Raw genomic sequence first — 16537 nt, 5'->3', positions numbered from 1 at the left:
TGATATCATCACCTCACAGTCAAAACAGGTGACATTATGACCGGACGTAACAGACACAATTTTAGCCTCGAAGCTGCCCAGCTTGTACTCGATTAGCATTACACCGTTGCCGCCGCTGCTACGGCAATGAACGTCGGTAAATCCACAATGGAAAAATGGGTTCGACAACTGAAAGAAGAGCGAGCGGGAAAATCACCCACTGCTTCACACATGACACCTGAGCAGATTGAAATACGTGAGCTAAAGAAAAGACTTCAACCCGTTGAAATGGAGAGGGATATATTAAAAAAGGCTACCGCGCTCTTGACGTCAGACTCCCTGAACAATTCTCATTAGTTAAGATACTCAGGGCGCGATTTCCTGTTGCCATTGTGTGCAACGTGTTTGGTGTTCATCGCAGCAATTATAAATACTGGCGGCAACCCAGGAAGCCTGACGCCACGAGAATGGCATTACTGAGCCTTGTGCGTGAAGTTTATCGCGAAAGTAACGGCTCAGCAGTAGCGCGAAGCATTGCCGCGATGGTCACCACCAGAGGTATAAAACTGAGCCGCTGGCGGGCAACAAAGCTGATGAAAGCGCTCAATATTATTAGCTGTCAGCAACCTGGCTATCGTTAAAAGAAGGCGTATAAGGAAAACACTGAGATCCCTAATTATCTGGATCGCCAGTTTGCTGTTATCGAGCCTAATCAGGCCTGGTGCGGTGATGTGACTTAAATATGGACGGGAAAACGCTGGGCTTATCTGGTTGCAGTACTCGATTTTTTTTCCCGTAAACCGGTTGGCTGGGCGATGTCATTTTCCCCTGATTCAGCACTGACAGGTAAAGCCCTGTCGATGGCCTGGGAAGCACGGGGAAAACCGGCTAATTTACTGTATCACTCGGATCAAGGCAGTCACTATACCAGCAGGAATTTCAGGCAGTTACTATGGAGATATCAAATAACGTAAAGTCTGAATCGCCGGGGAAATTGCTGGGATAACAGCCCAATGAAACGGTTCTTCAGAAGCCTAAAAACAGAGTGGGTACCGGATAATGGCTATACGAATTTTAGCCAAGCCAGCACTGCAATAACGAATTACATCACAGGATATTACAGTCTGCTCAGACCCCATCAATATAATGATGGTTAGACGCCGAATGAATCAGAAAGATTGTTCTGGAAAAACTCTAAAGCCGTGGCCAGTTTTTGTTGACCACTACTGCATGCCTCCTTTTGGATCCAGCCGACGATGAAACCTTGCGTCCATAGCGGAAGCTGGTCAAAAGAGCTCTACGGGTCATTGTTGTTACAGGCCGCTTGTTTCCCCTCACACACATTCTTACAGTTGTTGCGAATCCACCCAGGAAAAAATAGTGCATCCAGAGGAAAAAAAGGGATGCAACAGATATAGGTTAGTGCCACATCTGTGCATCGGATTCTGCTGTTGGGAGTTAGCCTGAGTCAGGCGAAAAGAATTTGTTATATCGTTTCAAAAAAAACTCAGCAGCACTGGGTAAATCTTTATTATAAAATGTTTTAAAGTAATGCCAATGGTTTGTTAATTTTACTGAAAATAATTATTGATTTTACTTCATACCAGTAAAAATGCAGTTGATAAGAGATTTGGAGGTGCAATAAGAAAATTTGAAATTATTTGTCATTTTACGGAAATTAAAACTTAATCAAATTGAAATAATTTCGAACTAATTTCACGTAACTGTTACTGCAAGAGGATAAATGAATGATTATTGATGGAATCTTGCCTCCACATACAAAAAAAAAGCGGGTGATTGTTTTACATCAACTCGAAATTATTGGTGGGGCGAAATTAGGGGCAACATATTCAGAGTTTTTTATAAAAGCTGAAAGTATTCACCAGAATGTAGGTTTTAGTGGATATCCAATTGGAAACATTACAATGGATATGGCTATCTTTGGAAGTATTGAAGAGCTTTGTAAAAGCCTTAACAACAAGAAGAAGATATATGATTATGACATTAACCTATAAAACATCCCGGCCAGCAGTAAAAAATATTTTTGCACTATACTTGGGTTTACGTTCGCTTAACAATGAAAAAGCTAACAACTATGCGTCATTTTTATATGATAGTTTTATTAGGGATAATTTAAATGATTGTTCACAATTAGAAATAACAAAGTTTTTACATGGAAGAAAGATGTTATCTTTCTGGTCAATGGCGGATTCTGATACGAGAAAACGTTTCCCAGAGACTGAATTGTTGTATCGGGCAATGACAGTTATTACAAATGTTCGCATTGAAAAACTAATACCAGTATTCACAGCATTAAAAGAAAACGAAATTGATGTTATGCCCTACAAGGGTATTGATTTTATCTACAATTATCCAAATGCTTCTGGAACTCGTTTTATCAGTGATGTGGACCCTCTGATTAAAAGAAGTCAGTTGTTAAAAGCTGATGCAGTGATTAAAGCATTGGGCTTCAGACAAGGTGATATTGACCGTAATACGGCACTAAATCAACATGAATTGCACATAACTGAAATCCCGAAAAATGAGCTTGAATGGGTAATTAACAATCACCATGAAACCCATCCATATGTTGCATTCACTCGTGTAAATGAACTGAAAAGTTATAAAACTATACTCGAGAAATATACAAAAATTTATGATTCTGGTGAACCTATACTGATTACATATATTGACCTCCATCAGTCGATAGCCGCTGGCTTTGATGAAGATGATATTTGGGCAGGAACCGTGATAAGCAAAATAGAGGAGGTGGAATACATTGGACTTTCCCCTGAGGTGTATCTTTGCTTATTGTTCGGTCGTGCTTATTCTGTGACGCAAATCTATAATGATCCAACGATATGCGCATATGTAGATGGAATGAGAATATTAGTGAGTAAAAAAATTAATTGGGAAAAATTGTTTTCTCTAAGTTGTAAGTATAACTTTCATGCACCATTTTATTATTGCTTATCACATGCTAATAAAATGTTAGGTGAGGATTTTGTTCCGACAAGTCAAATTAATATTTATAGAGAAAGTCTGTTGTCTAGACGAGAGTATGACCTAGGTGATTTTTACCCAAAATTATTAGGATATATTTAAAATAACTGGAGTGAGAAATGAAAAAAATAATTGTTTTTGGTGGGGATGGCTTTTGCGGCTGGCCGACTTCTTTAGCATTATCTCAGGATGGTAATGATGTCACTATAGTAGATAATTTCTCGCGTCGCCAAATTGACGACAATCTCTCAAGTGGGTCTCTTACTGATGTGAAATCAATAGATCAGCGTTTAAATAAATGGTTTGAGCTAACTGGTAAGGAAATTAATTTTATACAACTCGACGTTTGTAATGAAGTTAATGAAATAGAGCGATTGCTAAATGATATTCAACCAGACGTGATTATACATTTTGCTGAGCAGCGCTCTGCACCTTATTCAATGCTCACTTCTGAGACCAATCGGTATACAGTGACAAATAACGTGACTGGCACAAATAATTTGCTATCTCTTCTCGTACGTATGAATAAGAAGGTGCATTTTATCCATTTGGGGTCTGTTGGCGTTTATGGTTACAATAATCTCGGGTACGATATACCAGAAGGCTATATAGACGTTGAAATCGAAGGCAAGGATGGTCGGATAAGCAAAGAGGTATTTGCCCCTACTGATCCTGGCTCTATTTATCACCTGACAAAGGTTATGGATAGTAACCTGTTTAACTTCTATGCTAAGTATTACGGCCTCGACATTACTGATTTGCATCAAGGTATTGTCTGGGGAGGAGATACTTTAGAAACAAGTATGCATGAAGACCTTGTTAACCGGTTTGATTATGATGGCGAATTCGGTACGGTTTTAAACCGATTTTTAGTTCAGGCAACCAATCACGAAAATTTGACAGTGTACGGAAAAGGGGAGCAAACCCGCGCTTTTATTAATATACAGGATACTGTTAATTGCATCAGATTAGCAATAGAAAAACACAAACCTATTACTGGTCGTGTTGAAGTGAGAAATCAAATAGCTGAGACAAAAAGTATAAATCAGATTGCGGCTGTCATTGCGGATATTTTTTCGGTTGATATCTCTCATACTGAAAATCCGCGATTAGAATGTGAACAGCACACACTGAATGTTAGCAATGAAAGTTTCTTGTTGGATGGTTTACAACCCATTTTAATCAATATTTCTTCACTTAGAGATATATCCAGGCTCATTGAAAAAAATTCTTCTCGTTTTAATAAAAAACTAATGGGGACGAAGGCCAAATGGAATACTGCCTAGATGAGATTTTATCGAGCATTTATGTTATCAATGCATTAACGCATCCTAGGACATCCCGGGAATTAAAAGTTATTGCTTGGAATATGGAGCGTGGTAAACAAATAGAATTACTATGCCAACGGGTGAAAGATATTAACCCTGACCTTATTTTAGCTTGTGAGCTTGATGTTGGAATGGCTCGATCAGGTAATATCAATACAATCAAAAATCTTGCCGAAAACCTCGAAATGGACTGTTGTTACGTTGTTGAGTTTATTGAGCATGGACATGGAAACCAAACTGAAATGCAAGAGTGCAGATTGATGAAAAACAATGAATCTCTGCACTGTAACGTTATCCTTTCAAAGAGAAAAATTATTGCTTCCACAATGATTCGTTTTGAACAAAAAGGTTTATGGAAGGGATTGGACTGGCACAGCGACCGCGATGGCGCGCGCTGCGCATTATTCTGTGAAATTGAATATGAGGATACTTCATTGGTGACTGTAGTCAGTCATTTTGAATGTCTAACTAACGCGAATGAGCGGCTGCATTGTATGAAACAGATCCTTCACCATCTGTCGCGCTATTATGCTAAAAAACCTGTAATTCTAGGCGGGGACTTTAATACTTCTGAACTTCCTCCTGTTTTGGAGACTTTGAGTATTGAAGCGCTTGCAAGCCATGAACCAATATTTAAAGAGTTAGAGCAGGAAGGCTTTGACTGGCATAACAGTAATACGTTGCGGCATACACGCAGGCAACTACCGAATGGCTTTCCAAAGCCACCTTTCAAGAAAGTTGACTGGCTTTTTCTGCACAAGCTTTTTGCTGCCGATGCTATGACACTGCCGGCCACTGATGCAGCAGGTAATCCACTGTCAGATCATGAAATCGTGAGCGTAAGGATCCGCATGTGAGACTGTTAATTTACATCCTGATTGTAAATGGTGTTATTGCAGTCAGTATGATCGCCGCTACAATGAGCTATCTGATCGCAGTTTATTCTGGCTACAATGATTATTGGTTTGCAATTTATAATCTTCTTTTTTTAATCCTCACTATTTCTACAGGGAAAATAAAATTAAAAATCTTTACCAAGAATTTATTTTCACAGAAAGTTATGTTAATTCATCCAATAGCCCTTGTCCTGTTGGATTTAATTATGCTGTTATTATTACCCTTATGGGCAAAGATATTTTTTGCACTGTTATTATTACCCATTGCAAATGGTCACTTATCTTCGGCCTATTATCTAAGCAATAAGATAATACCAACAGGGGAAAAAAGCTATGCTCGAATAGCAACCTCTATAGGTTGGCTAATTGGGCCAGCACTTTCGTTTTTCATTATAGATAATCTCGGATATGATTTTTTGCCGAGGATCGACTTATTCATAGCTATTATATGGTTGGTAGTTAGTTTTGTTATCCTAAGCAGGAACCATAATGTAGGTAGTATACAAGAGGAAGCTGCCGGTGCATTTACATTAAAAGAAAAAGATGAGAGTGCCATTAATAATTTTTATATAGTTGTTATATTAATCTCAGCGACAAATGCTCTTGCTAAACAGGCGATGCCATTAATTATCATCAAAAATTATCAGCTTCAAACTTATTTGCCTGGTTTAGTTTTTGCAATAAAATGTTTTTCTGAGATAATTTCAGCTTATGTAATGGAGGCATATTTAGCAAATATTACCTCTCTAAAAACTTTAATACTGTGCATATGTCTAGGGATCATTGCTCATGTCAGTTATTACCTTAGTGAGAATTCATTGTCATTTGAAGTTTCTGCTTTTCTGGAGGGAATGCATTATGGATTGTTTTCTCAGATATCGATGCGTCTTATGCCTGGAAGGACTCAAAAAGAAAGTGTTAATTATATCAACAGTCTTATGATAGGAGGAATAATATCAACAGTTTCCCTATTAATTATAACTGTGTCAGTAAGCGTTACTACTGTTTTTATAATTAATTCAATCTGTTTGCTTTCAATCTTATTTTTCTTTATATACTTATTATTGAGCAGGGGGAAATATGTTCTTACGGGAAGGTAGAGGAGAAAAGAATAATATTGTTGTTATTGGAGGATGCGGTAAAGTAGGACAAAATCTGATATTTAACATTTCAGCGATAGCCTCGTTCCCAGTTACCTATTTTGCCAGGGATTTTAGCCAGGCTTCGCGTATCAGTGCCTGCATCCAAGATTGCCTGACGAATAATGTATCTGTTTCTTTGGATAAGAAAGTCTTACATGATGCAGATGTTATAATTTTTATTTGCGGAAGAAGTACTGATAGCGGCTCCAATAAAGATAGTTTGTATGAAATTAATAAAGGTCTAATTCAGGATTACATTCAATTTTTTACTGGTAAGGATATTATTTTAGTTTCTAATCCGTGCACTCAATTAGGTGCTTATATTGAACAGGAAACGCACTGTTACGTATATGGAGTCGGAGTGCAAAATGATTTCTGTCGGGCTCATTATCAGAATGATGCTGTTAGTTATGTTATAGGTGCACATAATATTTTTGAGCAATGTCATTACAACACATCTGATTATATATTCTTTGATGGATTTGTGGAGCATGCTGGTTATCAACTTACCCGACTGAAGCAAAACAGATATTTGGAGAGGAATTTCGATTACTTGCTCTATTGTGATTTAAATAGAATAGAACAGTTGAAATGGTGGAAAATACAACGTTTCCATTCTTTGAAAAATTCCCTAGCAATGTCGTGTGCAAAGTCAATTGTAGATATTCTTCTGTATCTTATGGGCGAGAAATCAAGTGTACATGCGGAAGTGCGATTAGTTCTAAATCACTCTATCGATGTATTTATTGGTTTGCCGATAATCGCAGGAGAAATCGGTTGTCCACACTCCACTATAAATGAGTTTTTAAATAAAAATGAGGTGTATCTTGAAAAATATAAAATCGAGAAAAATTAACCTTTGTTATTGTAATACTATTTATATTACTTTTAATTTCAGGGGGGCGGGTGAATTTGATGACTTTATGATGATTTTTGAGCAATGCCTTAAGCCGTTTTTCTCTGTGATTCAGGATGCTGATATTATAGCAGACTATTCAATTTCACTTATTAACGAGAAATCAAATTTTAATCTTGAGCATGCTGACCGTGTTGATTTTTTTATCGCAAAACAAGATAACTATATATCTGACTTCTCATCTGGGTATATGCATAAAAAAGCACAAGGCAGGGTCATTTTTAACCCTATAAATGGAACCATTTTTGATATTGAAAACAATAATATTGACATCTACTATCTCACTTACGATACTTTATTGCGAGATTTACAACGAGTAATAAAACAATTGATTGTGACAAATGTAGAAAATAGTGGTGGTTTTGTTCTTCATGCTTCATCATTTAATTATAAAGGGAAGGCTATTTGTTTTGTAGGTTCTAAAGGTATGGGTAAAACAACATGTTTATTAGAGGCGCTCAATATTGAAGGTGCAACTTTTATATCAAATGACCGATTGCCCATTATTTGTAGAAATAACGTTTTTTATGCATGTTCCTGGTTCGAGGAACTGAGAATAATCAAAGATCCTTGTGAAAAGGATAAAGAGATTATCTCTCCTTCATCACTTTTTGGATATGATAAAATACAAACTTTTCCGGTAGAGATTAGTAAAATTATCTTTCCAAATTCTACGCCTTCAACCCTAGAAAATTTACAATCTATTATAAGTGAACAATGTTTAAGTCCTAATGATGAACAACGTCCCAAATGGCTTGGTCTGTCAATTGACTCAGATAATACCTCTTTTACAAATTTTTCCAGTAGAATTAATTCTGTTGAAATGAAATGGCAATACTCTCAATTAAATACCCTAAAATTTCGTATTCTGGAGTTGATATCTGATGTATAGAAAAATAATAATTTTAGGACCATGTCGGTCGGGCACAACTTTTGTACTTAATGCTTTGTCTAATGATCAATATGATGGTTACTTTCAAATCTGTAAAAATGATGTTCGCAAAAAACTTGCAGAAGATGCCCCGGATAATGATCTTTTATCTGTCATGGGGGATTCTCCTTTCTTTGTTGCTAAAGAAGCACTAGGCCCTTATTTCATTGAGGAGGTTAATATTGATCCAATAGCCAAAATTTTGGTTCCTGATGACTACGCAGATGCTTTAATTATTTTTTGTCTCAGAGAACCTCATTCATGTTTTTTATCATGGGAGAAATCCTTTGGGAACAAGAAGGCCATAAACCATCAAGTATTTAATCAAGCCTATAGTCAGTTGAAGCAACTTTATGAGAACTACCATGACAAGATTAGAACAGCAGTTCTGATTCTGGATGATAAAGAATTATTTCAAGAGAGGATTGGTAAAGTAATTAGAGATATGTATCCTTTTGAAAAAAAAGATGAATATAGTGCCTATTACAAATATAGGGATCCTGAATGTTTTGAAGTCAAAGGGTTGCTTGATAAAGCAATGTCTTCAAAAGTATACAGTGAAGAGAAGACTAAGATTTACGGAGCGGTTGATTTCTCAGCAATACAAAGTTCTATCTCTATTTATCAGTTTTTTTTAGGAGTTTAATAAATGCTTAACCTTCATGATATCAATTCATTCAAACGAAAAAGTGACCTTTTCTTCATCCTTGGTCCTTGCGTGGTCGAATCAAGAGATATAACTCTCCAGGTCGCAGATGTTCTGGCTACACTTAAAAATGCCTATGGTTTTGATATCATTTTTAAAGCTAGCTTTAAGAAAGCAAACCGTACTTCTCTCGATAGCTTCACAGGACTTCCATTGGATGAAGCGCTTCGCATACTTGAGGAAGTTAAATCTACCTATGATTTCAATATATTGAGTGATGTACATGAGTCGACAAATATCGACGAAATTGTCGACGTTGTCGATATTCTGCAAACCCCTGCATTTTTGGTTCGCCAGACTGAATTCCTCAGAAAAGTCGCGAGCTATGGTAAAGCCCTGAATATTAAAAAAGGCCAGTTCCTTAGCCCGCAGGAAATGCTACAAGTAGTAAATAAGATTGAAAGTTTTGGAAACAAGAATTTTATGATTTGCGAGCGCGGTTCTAGTTTTGGATACAATTATCTGATTAATGACTTCCGTGCAATGCAACAACTTTTGGCTTGCCCCTATCCTTTTGTTTTTGACGCAACACATTCGGTACAAAGACCCGGCGCGCAAGGGACATCTTCAGGAGGAGATGCTCAATATGCACCAGGTCTGGCCAAAGCTGCAGCTGCAATCGGTGTCGATGGTATTTTTATGGAGACACATCCGTCTCCAGCAACTGCACTTAGTGACGGCCCCAATATGATCCCTCTACATGACATGCGTATGCTTTTGCCTCGGCTGATGGATATTAAACAAGTTGTTAGCAACTAATTAGTAATTTGGCTACCGTGCATTTAAGTTCATTTTCAATATTGAATATTAATAACTGAATAACGTAGCAATGTCCATCTGAGCCCCTTTCGCTTTTAGGGGCTTAAATCATACATTTTGACCTGCTCCCTTTGATTAATACACCGCGGTGTTAGTAATGTCTTCATAAACCACATGAGGACATCCCCATGAAGAAGCGTTTTTCCGACAAATAGATCATCAGTATTCTCCGCGAGGCTGAAGCCGGAGTTTCTGCCCGGGAACTCTGCCGTAAGCACGCCATTTCCGACGCCACATTTTACACCTGGCGTAAAAAGTATGGCGGCATGGAGGTGCCTGAGGTTAAGCGCCTGAAGTCCCTTGAGGAAGAGAACGCCAGACTCAGGAAGCTGCTCGCCGAGGCCATGCTGGATAAGGAGGCGCTTCAGGTGGCTCTGGGTCGAAAGTACTGTCGACAGACCAGAAGCGCGAAGTCGTGGTGTTGATGTGTGATGCGACCGGTCTGTCGCAACGTCGCGCCTGCAGACTCACAGGTTTGTCCCTGTCGACCTGCCGCTATGACGCTCAGCGTCCGGCGGCTGATGCCCATTTATCAGGGCGCATTACTGAACTGGCACTGGAGCGCAGGCGTTTTGGCTACCGCCGCATATGGCAGTTACTGCGCCGTGAAGGGCTTCTGGTTAATCACAAGCGCGTGTACCGCCTTTATCATCTGAACGGGCTGGGCGTTAAACGCAGACGTCGTCGTAAAGGGCTCGCAACAGAACGTCTGCCGCTGCTCCGCCCGGCGGTGCCCAACATGACCTGGTCAAAGGATTTCGTCATGGATGCACTGGCCAGCGGTCACAGGCTCAAGTGCCTTACCTGCGTCGATGACTTCACAAAGGAATGCCTGACTGTCACTGTTGCCTATGGGATTTCAGGCGTGCAGGTCACGCGTATTCTGGACAGTATTGCGCTGTTTCGCGGCTATCCGGCTACGATAAGAACTGACTAGGGGCCGGAGTTTAGCTGTAGAGCACCTGACCAGTGGGCCTTTGAGCATTGCGTGGAGCTGCAGCTTATTCAGCCCGGTAAACCGACACAGAACGGATTTATTGAGAGTTTTAACGGACGCTTTCGCGATGAATGCCTGAATGAACACTGGTTTAGCAACATCAGCCATGTCAGGAAAACCATCAGTGAATGGCGTCAGGATTATAACGAATGTCGCTCACACTCCACGCTGAATTATCAGACGCCGTCTGAATTTGTAGCGGGCTGGAGAAAGGGTAATTCTGAGAGTGAAGGATCCGACATTACTAACTGAGCCTTGTATCTAATCTTGGGGGCAGGTCACTTAAACGCCAACATCATTGAGACTTTAAAATTCTTTGTTGCCTTTAATATCCCAACCTGACTGAGTTTCAGCACCTTTGCCGCCGTTCGCTGACTGTTCCCAATACTGTGTTTTAACTTTTGATGCCTGGAACTGATATGAGACTCCTATCAGGTCACGGTTAGTAGTACCATTAAAAATCACATTGGTGATAAGAACGTCTTCAAGCGTAATGCGGCAATACTCGATTTGACTCCCTCCGGCCTTACATACCGATAGCTCTACCTTACCAATATGCTTGCCGTTAGAGACATAGCGCATTATAGCTGGAGTTGCTTTGTCTATCAGGGCCTGAATCGAGAGATCGCGGTACTGAACTTTTCCAGCACCACCTCCGCCTCCAACTGACATGTTCCCTGGCTGGTTCGCGCCCCATGTGAAAGATTCAATAGCAATCCAGCCCTTATGGTTACTGTCCGGTGATTCACCTGTAATTCCATCAATTTTTAGGAAGAGGTCTGTACTCATGACTGGTCCTTTTTCTTTCCCTGAGAAGGGTAATCTGATTAAATAAACTTAATGATACGTATAATGACATAAAGGCACAGTCATGGACTACTGGAAACCAGATCGATTCAAGGATTACTTTCTGACTATGGCTCATGCTGAGGCAAATCAGCTGCTAAGCAATGCTAATCACCTTTCTCACATCTACCTTAAAGACGGATTTAATAGGTTACAGTTCCAGGATAACGTTAAGGCTTTCGTTAACGCTCAGCTTAACGTTATCCGTTCTGGCTCCACTGATGATCAATGCCAGGAATGCATCCAGAATCTCAAAAAGGAAAATGAGTACCTTACGATTCAGGACAGAATGCTAAGAGCAGGAACAGCTGCGGTTCATGCTTCGGTGCAGTTGGTCAGGAATGGAGATTTGTGGGGCTATGTGATTAATGGCGTTGGGGTAGTGCTGAGCGGTATGCAGGTAATAGCCGGTGTATCAGTGATCGGTGCTTCCCTTGCGTCAGGGACAATCATAGGTTCTGCCTTTGGGGGAATGTTGGTTCTGCATGGACTCAACGGCTTTCAGGAGTCTGTTGAGAACCTGGTGTATGGCAAAACTGATAGTGTTGGGTTACTCAAACAGGGTTATGTAGCAACAGCTGAGTTTTTGGGGTTCGATCAGAGGGTTGGGCAGTTAGCATACAGTTCAATGGACCTGGCACTGTCTCTCTATGGCATCGTGCGTCTGGTACAAAAACCTGAGGCCTGGCGGCTCTACTATTTTCTTAATACCGACTACGTTCGCGGGATTAAGGAAATGAGCAGAAAAGAGCTATTCATTGAAGTCTATAATGACGCTTCAGCCATAAAGTCAATCTCTGACACTTACAAAGAGTGACCATGCTTTTTCATGAATCTGTAGGCTTTAAATGCAGGTTTCAAAGGTACGAATATATATAAAATAACGAAACCTGCTACAAGCGTGATCGAATACGAAACAAGGTTTTCTTGTGTACCACTGCGAATAGTATAAATGAGTCCTGCGAGAAGGATTGCTATTAATATCATTGCAACTATGAATCTTTTCTTTAACTGTGAAAGGAGCCAGGGATAAGGATAACCGTCTTTCTCAGCATGCTGACGTATCACAGAGACTTCTTTTGGCGTAAACCCCTCTTTTACAAGCATTTCTTCGATTTGCATTTTGTTCATAATAAGCGTCATTCATTTGTCTTAAGATAGTCTGATTGTAACTCAATACCTAAGCCCTATACAAACCGGAAAGACCTTTGAAAGGCTTCTGGTTTTTTATTTTTTTGAATGGTTCCCTGGTGCTAACACTTGCGCATAAAATATGTGCTTTGAAATTTCGTTGGAAAATGAGCTTGTTAATTATTGGATTCAATTAAGGTGATACTTTCCAGTTACCTTCATTTTTCGTGAATTTGAATTCAGCTACGGTTTGTTTCTCGCCCATCATTGGTAGTGTTATATCAGTATCCACTTTGCAAAGATATGTCCCTTTTGCCTCAGACTCTTTACAGGAAACCTTCTCAGCTTTGTTCAGAGTCGTGAGCATGTCTTTGCTGTTTTCACCGAACCGCTGTCTGGCTTGCTGGTTTGTGTGCTCAATGTTTTCCTGCATAGCTTTCTGGATTTCGGAAGATGAGGGTTCGCTATCGCAACCTGTGAGTAATGCTGCCAAAAAAACAACTGCAATTGCTGAAATTTTATTCATTTCTTAATCCCTTATTTGCTATGAGTGATCATTGTGTTGCTGTGGATTTGTTGAGGGTCTGGTCAAAAATCTCACACCACTGCTTCAACTGCATTTCTGTATCCCGGATCCCTCGTTCATGGTGAAACCGGCCTTTACGAGGGTGAAATTTGATCTGCCACTCCGGGCATTCAATGTCTCTGACTTGGATAAAGAATCCAGAGTTCTCAAAGTTTTTAAGGCGAGTAAGGTTGTTGTGACCTTTAGCCCCCGCCATACCGACTAAATCAAGAGCTACGATTTCCCCTCCATTAGCCAGGTGGTATCGCCAGCCTTTGACGTCACTGAACTTGTAAGCCTTTTTACGCTTACCTGCCTCGAGAGTTAACAACTCACGATTCGTATCAATGGTCATTTTGGTGTTCTGAAATTCATGGCTCCACAATCCATTGTCATTGACGTTCAGCAGGTCGACAGTGGAGGCGTTTGCCCTTTTATGTGTATATGACACATATGCCGTAAGGAGTAAGAAGAAGGCAGGTAATGTCCACATGAACAGGAACCCTGCAGTGTCCTTGGGGTTTGAATCAGTCAGTATCCAGACAATCACCAGTACAACAATCCATAACCTGATAGAACGAAAGAAAGAAGGTTTACGTACTTTCTGACTAATCAAAGCCGCTGTGTCCATTTTATATACCTTTGACGTTATGTGATTCATAACTAGCTGATTGGTAACTGCTTTTACTACGCATTTTTGAACGAGTTCAAAACTTAAGCAAATCACTTGTACCGATCGATGATCCTAGTTTGATAGGTATTGGCTATCATATGTGATTTATCGATCTGTAAAAACGATCAATTATTTGTTCAAATAAGGACTTAGGCTTGAAAATTGTGTTGAGGCAGGCGGTTATAGAAAGGGCACTTTTATGCGTTCGGTTAGAACTTGGTTGTTATCTGGTAAAACAGATAACTCAGGCTCAGCTGAGAGAACTGTTTGAATTGTCGAAAATGAGGATTTTTGGTGGAGAAACGTCTTACCTGCCTTTTTGAGCAGGTCTGCAAAAGCGGCCAGGTAAGGAATGCTCAATAGCCACTCTAATATTCTTGTCATGAAGTAGTCAGCACTGCTGGTTTGCTCGCATGCCATACGTGTAATGCTGGGGGGAGTTTGCGCTTCGGGTGTCTCTGACGCTCCAACTCCATGTTCATACATAGGAGGAGACGTAAGTTCGGATTCTAAAGCAGCTGGTAATGACGGTGTAATAGCTACCTTAGTAGCTTCTATCTCTAAATTACTCGTCTTATTACCTCCTATGGCTGAAGCTTTTAAGGCATATAGTAAAGGGTTGTCACGTTCAGGTTCGTAGCGGAGCTTCGCTTGCAGGTTGGCCCACGAGTAAGACTTTCCCAGTTGGGAAGCTTTGAACGCAATTCCTGCATATTCAAATGAGAAACCATTCATGCGGCCAGAGGTAGCAATATTAGGAACCGGCGTTATGCCGTGCTCGCGAAGTGCTTCAATGAAGCGAGGAATATCATTGGCAGTTAGAAGTAACTCATCAATCGTATGCTGCAGAAACGTTTTAGGCGTTGGCTGACCTTCACGCTTCTCCTTCTGTTGCTCGCCACGTGATAGCTTCTTGCGCTCTCTGACAGGGGAAGTGCTATGTGAAGGAGAGGGGCCCTTGGTTCTGGTCAGGTTATGAGTCAACTCAAGCTCCTGAATCACTCGCGTACTGATCAAGTTTTCATTCCTGCCGAGATAAAGTTTTCCTCCAATAAGATCCACTCTGCACGCAATGATATGAATGTGCTGGCCGGCCTCGTCGTCATGTATGACATAGCAGCGCAGGTGTGTATCGCTAAATCCCATACACGACATGTAATCGTCAGCAAATGACACCCATTGTTTTGTCGTGAGTGATTCACCAATAGGTAGGCGAAGCGAGTTGTGCCACACCGGTTTTGCAACGTCAGTCCGAAGTGAAGCAGAAGCGCTGAACGCAGCTATCAACTCAGTTGCTGACTCTCCCAGCATGTTCCCCCCTATGACCACCGGGTCAGTTTTATGGTGAGTTTCAGGCTTTAAGGCGTATAGAACAACTCCTGCGAAGCTCTTACCTCGTATGATCTTCTGCATGCCCTTCATTAGAGGGGATACTCCATAGATCAGCGGTAAGGAGGCGAGAACGAAGCTCACTAATTTGTCGCTTTACGGCGAACAGTTCAGTCTTGGTAAGAGGATTACATGACTGCTTTGCGTTGAGGTGGTTAACAATCTCATTGAGCCTGTGATTTATCTCGCCAAATATTTTCCATGCCGCTCTGTTGATCTCTGGAACGACAGGAGGTTGAGTTTTTAAAAGGCACATGCGAAGCCACTCGCCCTTAGCGTGTTGCTTACGTTCTTGATCTAAAATATTTAGCTCTGAGTTATTGAGTCTGACGCTGACGCAATGAATACGTAGATTCTTTGCGAGGGGAGGGTGATATATTTTATTCATAGGAACTCCTTTTCTAAATATAAGCATAATCCTTATGCCTAATTCATTTATATCCGATAGCTGAGTTATGTCAACGGTTTGGGGTTGACCTACCTTTTGCAATCGAAGAGCAGAAAAAGCAAGGCTACTCAGCTTCGCTGAGTTAGCCCTTGCTTAACTTTAAAAAAATTAAAATTACACCATTGACATTTGGGAGTTAAATGTTATTCATAAATAAAAAGGAGGTGCTATGAAAAAAATAAAAAAATACAATAAAGAATGCACGGCTTATATCGTATTTATGGTCATTACTACTTTAATATTCTCTGTTTCCCCCAAAGGTAGTTCATTACATGAAGCTTCCTTTGGGGGACTTGTGATATTGGGCGTTATTTTGCCTTTTTTAATAGCATTAAGTTTGGTTGAGGAGGGAGACTAAATTTCCCTCGCTGTTTCCATGATTGCTATAAATACTTTTACGAATGCAGATGTTACTAATATAAGTTTTATCAAAAGATAAATCTGCGGATTTGCTACCAAAAAGTTATTCATTTGCACAAAAGGATGCAAAGAAAATTCAGCTGCAAAAGAGGAAAAGCTTACTACTGCGGCTGAAGCAAACAATAGTGTGTCGTTTGCTGGTTTCATGGACTTAGTCCTGTCTTTACCATTATTTCTTCTAAGATAGAAGGATAAATAAAGTCCAGATAGCAATAGCGAACTAATCACAGGGGTGGCTACTATAAAATATTCAGGGCTGACGTATTTAGATGCCGCATAAATCAGCGTAAATAAAACCAAGAAAATAAAATATGTGAGTAGAGCTAGTGAAATATTTTTTGCCATTTT

General features: G+C 40.1%; 18 protein-coding genes and 2 pseudogenes. 13 read left to right on the top strand and 7 right to left on the bottom strand.

Annotation, left to right across the window (positions count from 1 at the left end; translation table 11 throughout):
* The first annotated feature begins 2 nt into the window (after positions 1-2).
* The 11 genes and pseudogenes from KOL70_RS09215 (at position 3) to KOL70_RS09165 (ending at position 10969) form a co-directional block, all read left to right on the top strand.
* Positions 3-1199 (top strand): annotated as a pseudogene (locus KOL70_RS09215) (IS3 family transposase).
* Positions 1200-1727: 528 nt separating this feature from the next.
* Complete coding sequence (locus tag KOL70_RS09210; RefSeq protein ID WP_208002940.1) at positions 1728-1994, top strand: hypothetical protein; 267 nt, start codon at positions 1728-1730, stop codon at positions 1992-1994.
* Positions 1978-3084 carry a nucleotidyltransferase family protein gene (locus tag KOL70_RS09205; RefSeq protein ID WP_215480557.1) on the top strand — a complete coding sequence of 369 codons (1107 nt, stop codon included), beginning with the start codon at positions 1978-1980 and terminating at the stop codon, positions 3082-3084. Before KOL70_RS09210 ends, KOL70_RS09205 begins: the two co-directional genes overlap by 17 nt.
* Positions 3085-3101: 17 nt before the next feature.
* Complete coding sequence (locus KOL70_RS09200) at positions 3102-4268, top strand: NAD-dependent epimerase/dehydratase family protein (RefSeq protein ID WP_215480556.1); 1167 nt, start codon at positions 3102-3104, stop codon at positions 4266-4268.
* Positions 4253-5167 carry an endonuclease/exonuclease/phosphatase family protein gene (locus tag KOL70_RS09195; protein WP_215480555.1) on the top strand — a complete coding sequence of 305 codons (915 nt, stop codon included), beginning with the start codon at positions 4253-4255 and terminating at the stop codon, positions 5165-5167. Before KOL70_RS09200 ends, KOL70_RS09195 begins: the two co-directional genes overlap by 16 nt.
* A complete protein-coding gene (locus KOL70_RS09190; protein ID WP_215480554.1) occupies positions 5164-6306 on the top strand; it encodes a hypothetical protein in 1143 nt (380 codons plus the stop codon). The genes KOL70_RS09195 and KOL70_RS09190 overlap by 4 nt, the downstream gene beginning before the upstream one ends.
* A complete protein-coding gene (locus KOL70_RS09185) occupies positions 6287-7204 on the top strand; it encodes a hypothetical protein (RefSeq protein WP_215480553.1) in 918 nt (305 codons plus the stop codon). Before KOL70_RS09190 ends, KOL70_RS09185 begins: the two co-directional genes overlap by 20 nt.
* Positions 7176-8156: a hypothetical protein gene (locus KOL70_RS09180; protein WP_215480552.1), complete on the top strand. Its 981-nt coding sequence runs from the start codon at positions 7176-7178 to the stop codon at positions 8154-8156. The genes KOL70_RS09185 and KOL70_RS09180 overlap by 29 nt, the downstream gene beginning before the upstream one ends.
* The gene (locus KOL70_RS09175; RefSeq protein ID WP_215480551.1) at positions 8149-8841 is read left to right on the top strand and encodes a hypothetical protein; all 693 of its coding nucleotides are present in this window, start codon (positions 8149-8151) and stop codon (positions 8839-8841) included. The genes KOL70_RS09180 and KOL70_RS09175 overlap by 8 nt, the downstream gene beginning before the upstream one ends.
* Before the next feature lie 3 nt (positions 8842-8844).
* Entirely contained in the window at positions 8845-9660 is an 816-nt protein-coding gene (gene kdsA, locus KOL70_RS09170) for a 3-deoxy-8-phosphooctulonate synthase (RefSeq protein ID WP_115765220.1), read from the top strand.
* Between the two features lie 215 nt (positions 9661-9875).
* Positions 9876-10969 (top strand): annotated as a pseudogene (locus KOL70_RS09165) (IS3 family transposase).
* A 54-nt stretch (positions 10970-11023) separates the two neighbouring features.
* On the opposite strand, the gene KOL70_RS09160 reads toward KOL70_RS09165, so the two are convergent.
* Positions 11024-11506 (bottom strand): type VI secretion system tube protein Hcp, encoded by a 483-nt coding sequence (locus KOL70_RS09160; protein WP_215480550.1) that lies wholly within the window; start codon positions 11504-11506, stop codon positions 11024-11026.
* Between the two features lie 82 nt (positions 11507-11588).
* On the opposite strand from KOL70_RS09160, the gene KOL70_RS09155 reads away from it, so the two are divergent.
* Positions 11589-12380 carry a DUF4225 domain-containing protein gene (locus tag KOL70_RS09155; protein ID WP_215480549.1) on the top strand — a complete coding sequence of 264 codons (792 nt, stop codon included), beginning with the start codon at positions 11589-11591 and terminating at the stop codon, positions 12378-12380.
* Here KOL70_RS09155 and KOL70_RS09150 read toward each other — a convergent pair.
* The 5 genes from KOL70_RS09150 to KOL70_RS09130 all read right to left on the bottom strand — a co-directional run bounded on the left by KOL70_RS09150 (position 12368) and on the right by KOL70_RS09130 (position 15709).
* Positions 12368-12694: a hypothetical protein gene (locus tag KOL70_RS09150; protein ID WP_148235575.1), complete on the bottom strand. Its 327-nt coding sequence runs from the start codon at positions 12692-12694 to the stop codon at positions 12368-12370. The two genes, KOL70_RS09155 and KOL70_RS09150, sit on opposite strands and share 13 nt — an antisense overlap.
* A 193-nt stretch (positions 12695-12887) precedes the next feature.
* On the bottom strand, positions 12888-13220 hold the full coding sequence (locus tag KOL70_RS09145; protein ID WP_215480548.1) for a hypothetical protein: 333 nt from the start codon (positions 13218-13220) through the stop codon (positions 12888-12890).
* Between the two features lie 28 nt (positions 13221-13248).
* A complete protein-coding gene (locus tag KOL70_RS09140) occupies positions 13249-13890 on the bottom strand; it encodes a DUF4755 domain-containing protein (protein WP_215480547.1) in 642 nt (213 codons plus the stop codon).
* A 222-nt stretch (positions 13891-14112) separates the two neighbouring features.
* Entirely contained in the window at positions 14113-15345 is a 1233-nt protein-coding gene (locus tag KOL70_RS09135; RefSeq protein WP_371824654.1) for a relaxase/mobilization nuclease domain-containing protein, read from the bottom strand.
* A complete protein-coding gene (locus tag KOL70_RS09130) occupies positions 15323-15709 on the bottom strand; it encodes a hypothetical protein (RefSeq protein ID WP_215480546.1) in 387 nt (128 codons plus the stop codon). Before KOL70_RS09130 ends, KOL70_RS09135 begins: the two co-directional genes overlap by 23 nt.
* A gap of 229 nt (positions 15710-15938) precedes the next feature.
* On the opposite strand from KOL70_RS09130, the gene KOL70_RS09125 reads away from it, so the two are divergent.
* Positions 15939-16127 (top strand): hypothetical protein, encoded by a 189-nt coding sequence (locus KOL70_RS09125; RefSeq protein ID WP_215480545.1) that lies wholly within the window; start codon positions 15939-15941, stop codon positions 16125-16127.
* On the opposite strand, the gene KOL70_RS09120 is transcribed toward KOL70_RS09125, so the two are convergent.
* A complete protein-coding gene (locus KOL70_RS09120) occupies positions 16124-16534 on the bottom strand; it encodes a hypothetical protein (RefSeq protein WP_215480544.1) in 411 nt (136 codons plus the stop codon). The two genes, KOL70_RS09125 and KOL70_RS09120, sit on opposite strands and share 4 nt — an antisense overlap.
* Positions 16535-16537: the final 3 nt, after the last annotated feature.

Source organism: Pantoea sp. B270 (assembly GCF_018726825.1).
GTDB classification, from domain to species: Bacteria; Pseudomonadota; Gammaproteobacteria; order Enterobacterales; family Enterobacteriaceae; genus Pantoea; species Pantoea dispersa.
The sequence above is the reverse complement of the archived record's forward strand: the minus strand, read 5'-3'. Positions and strand labels throughout refer to the sequence as shown.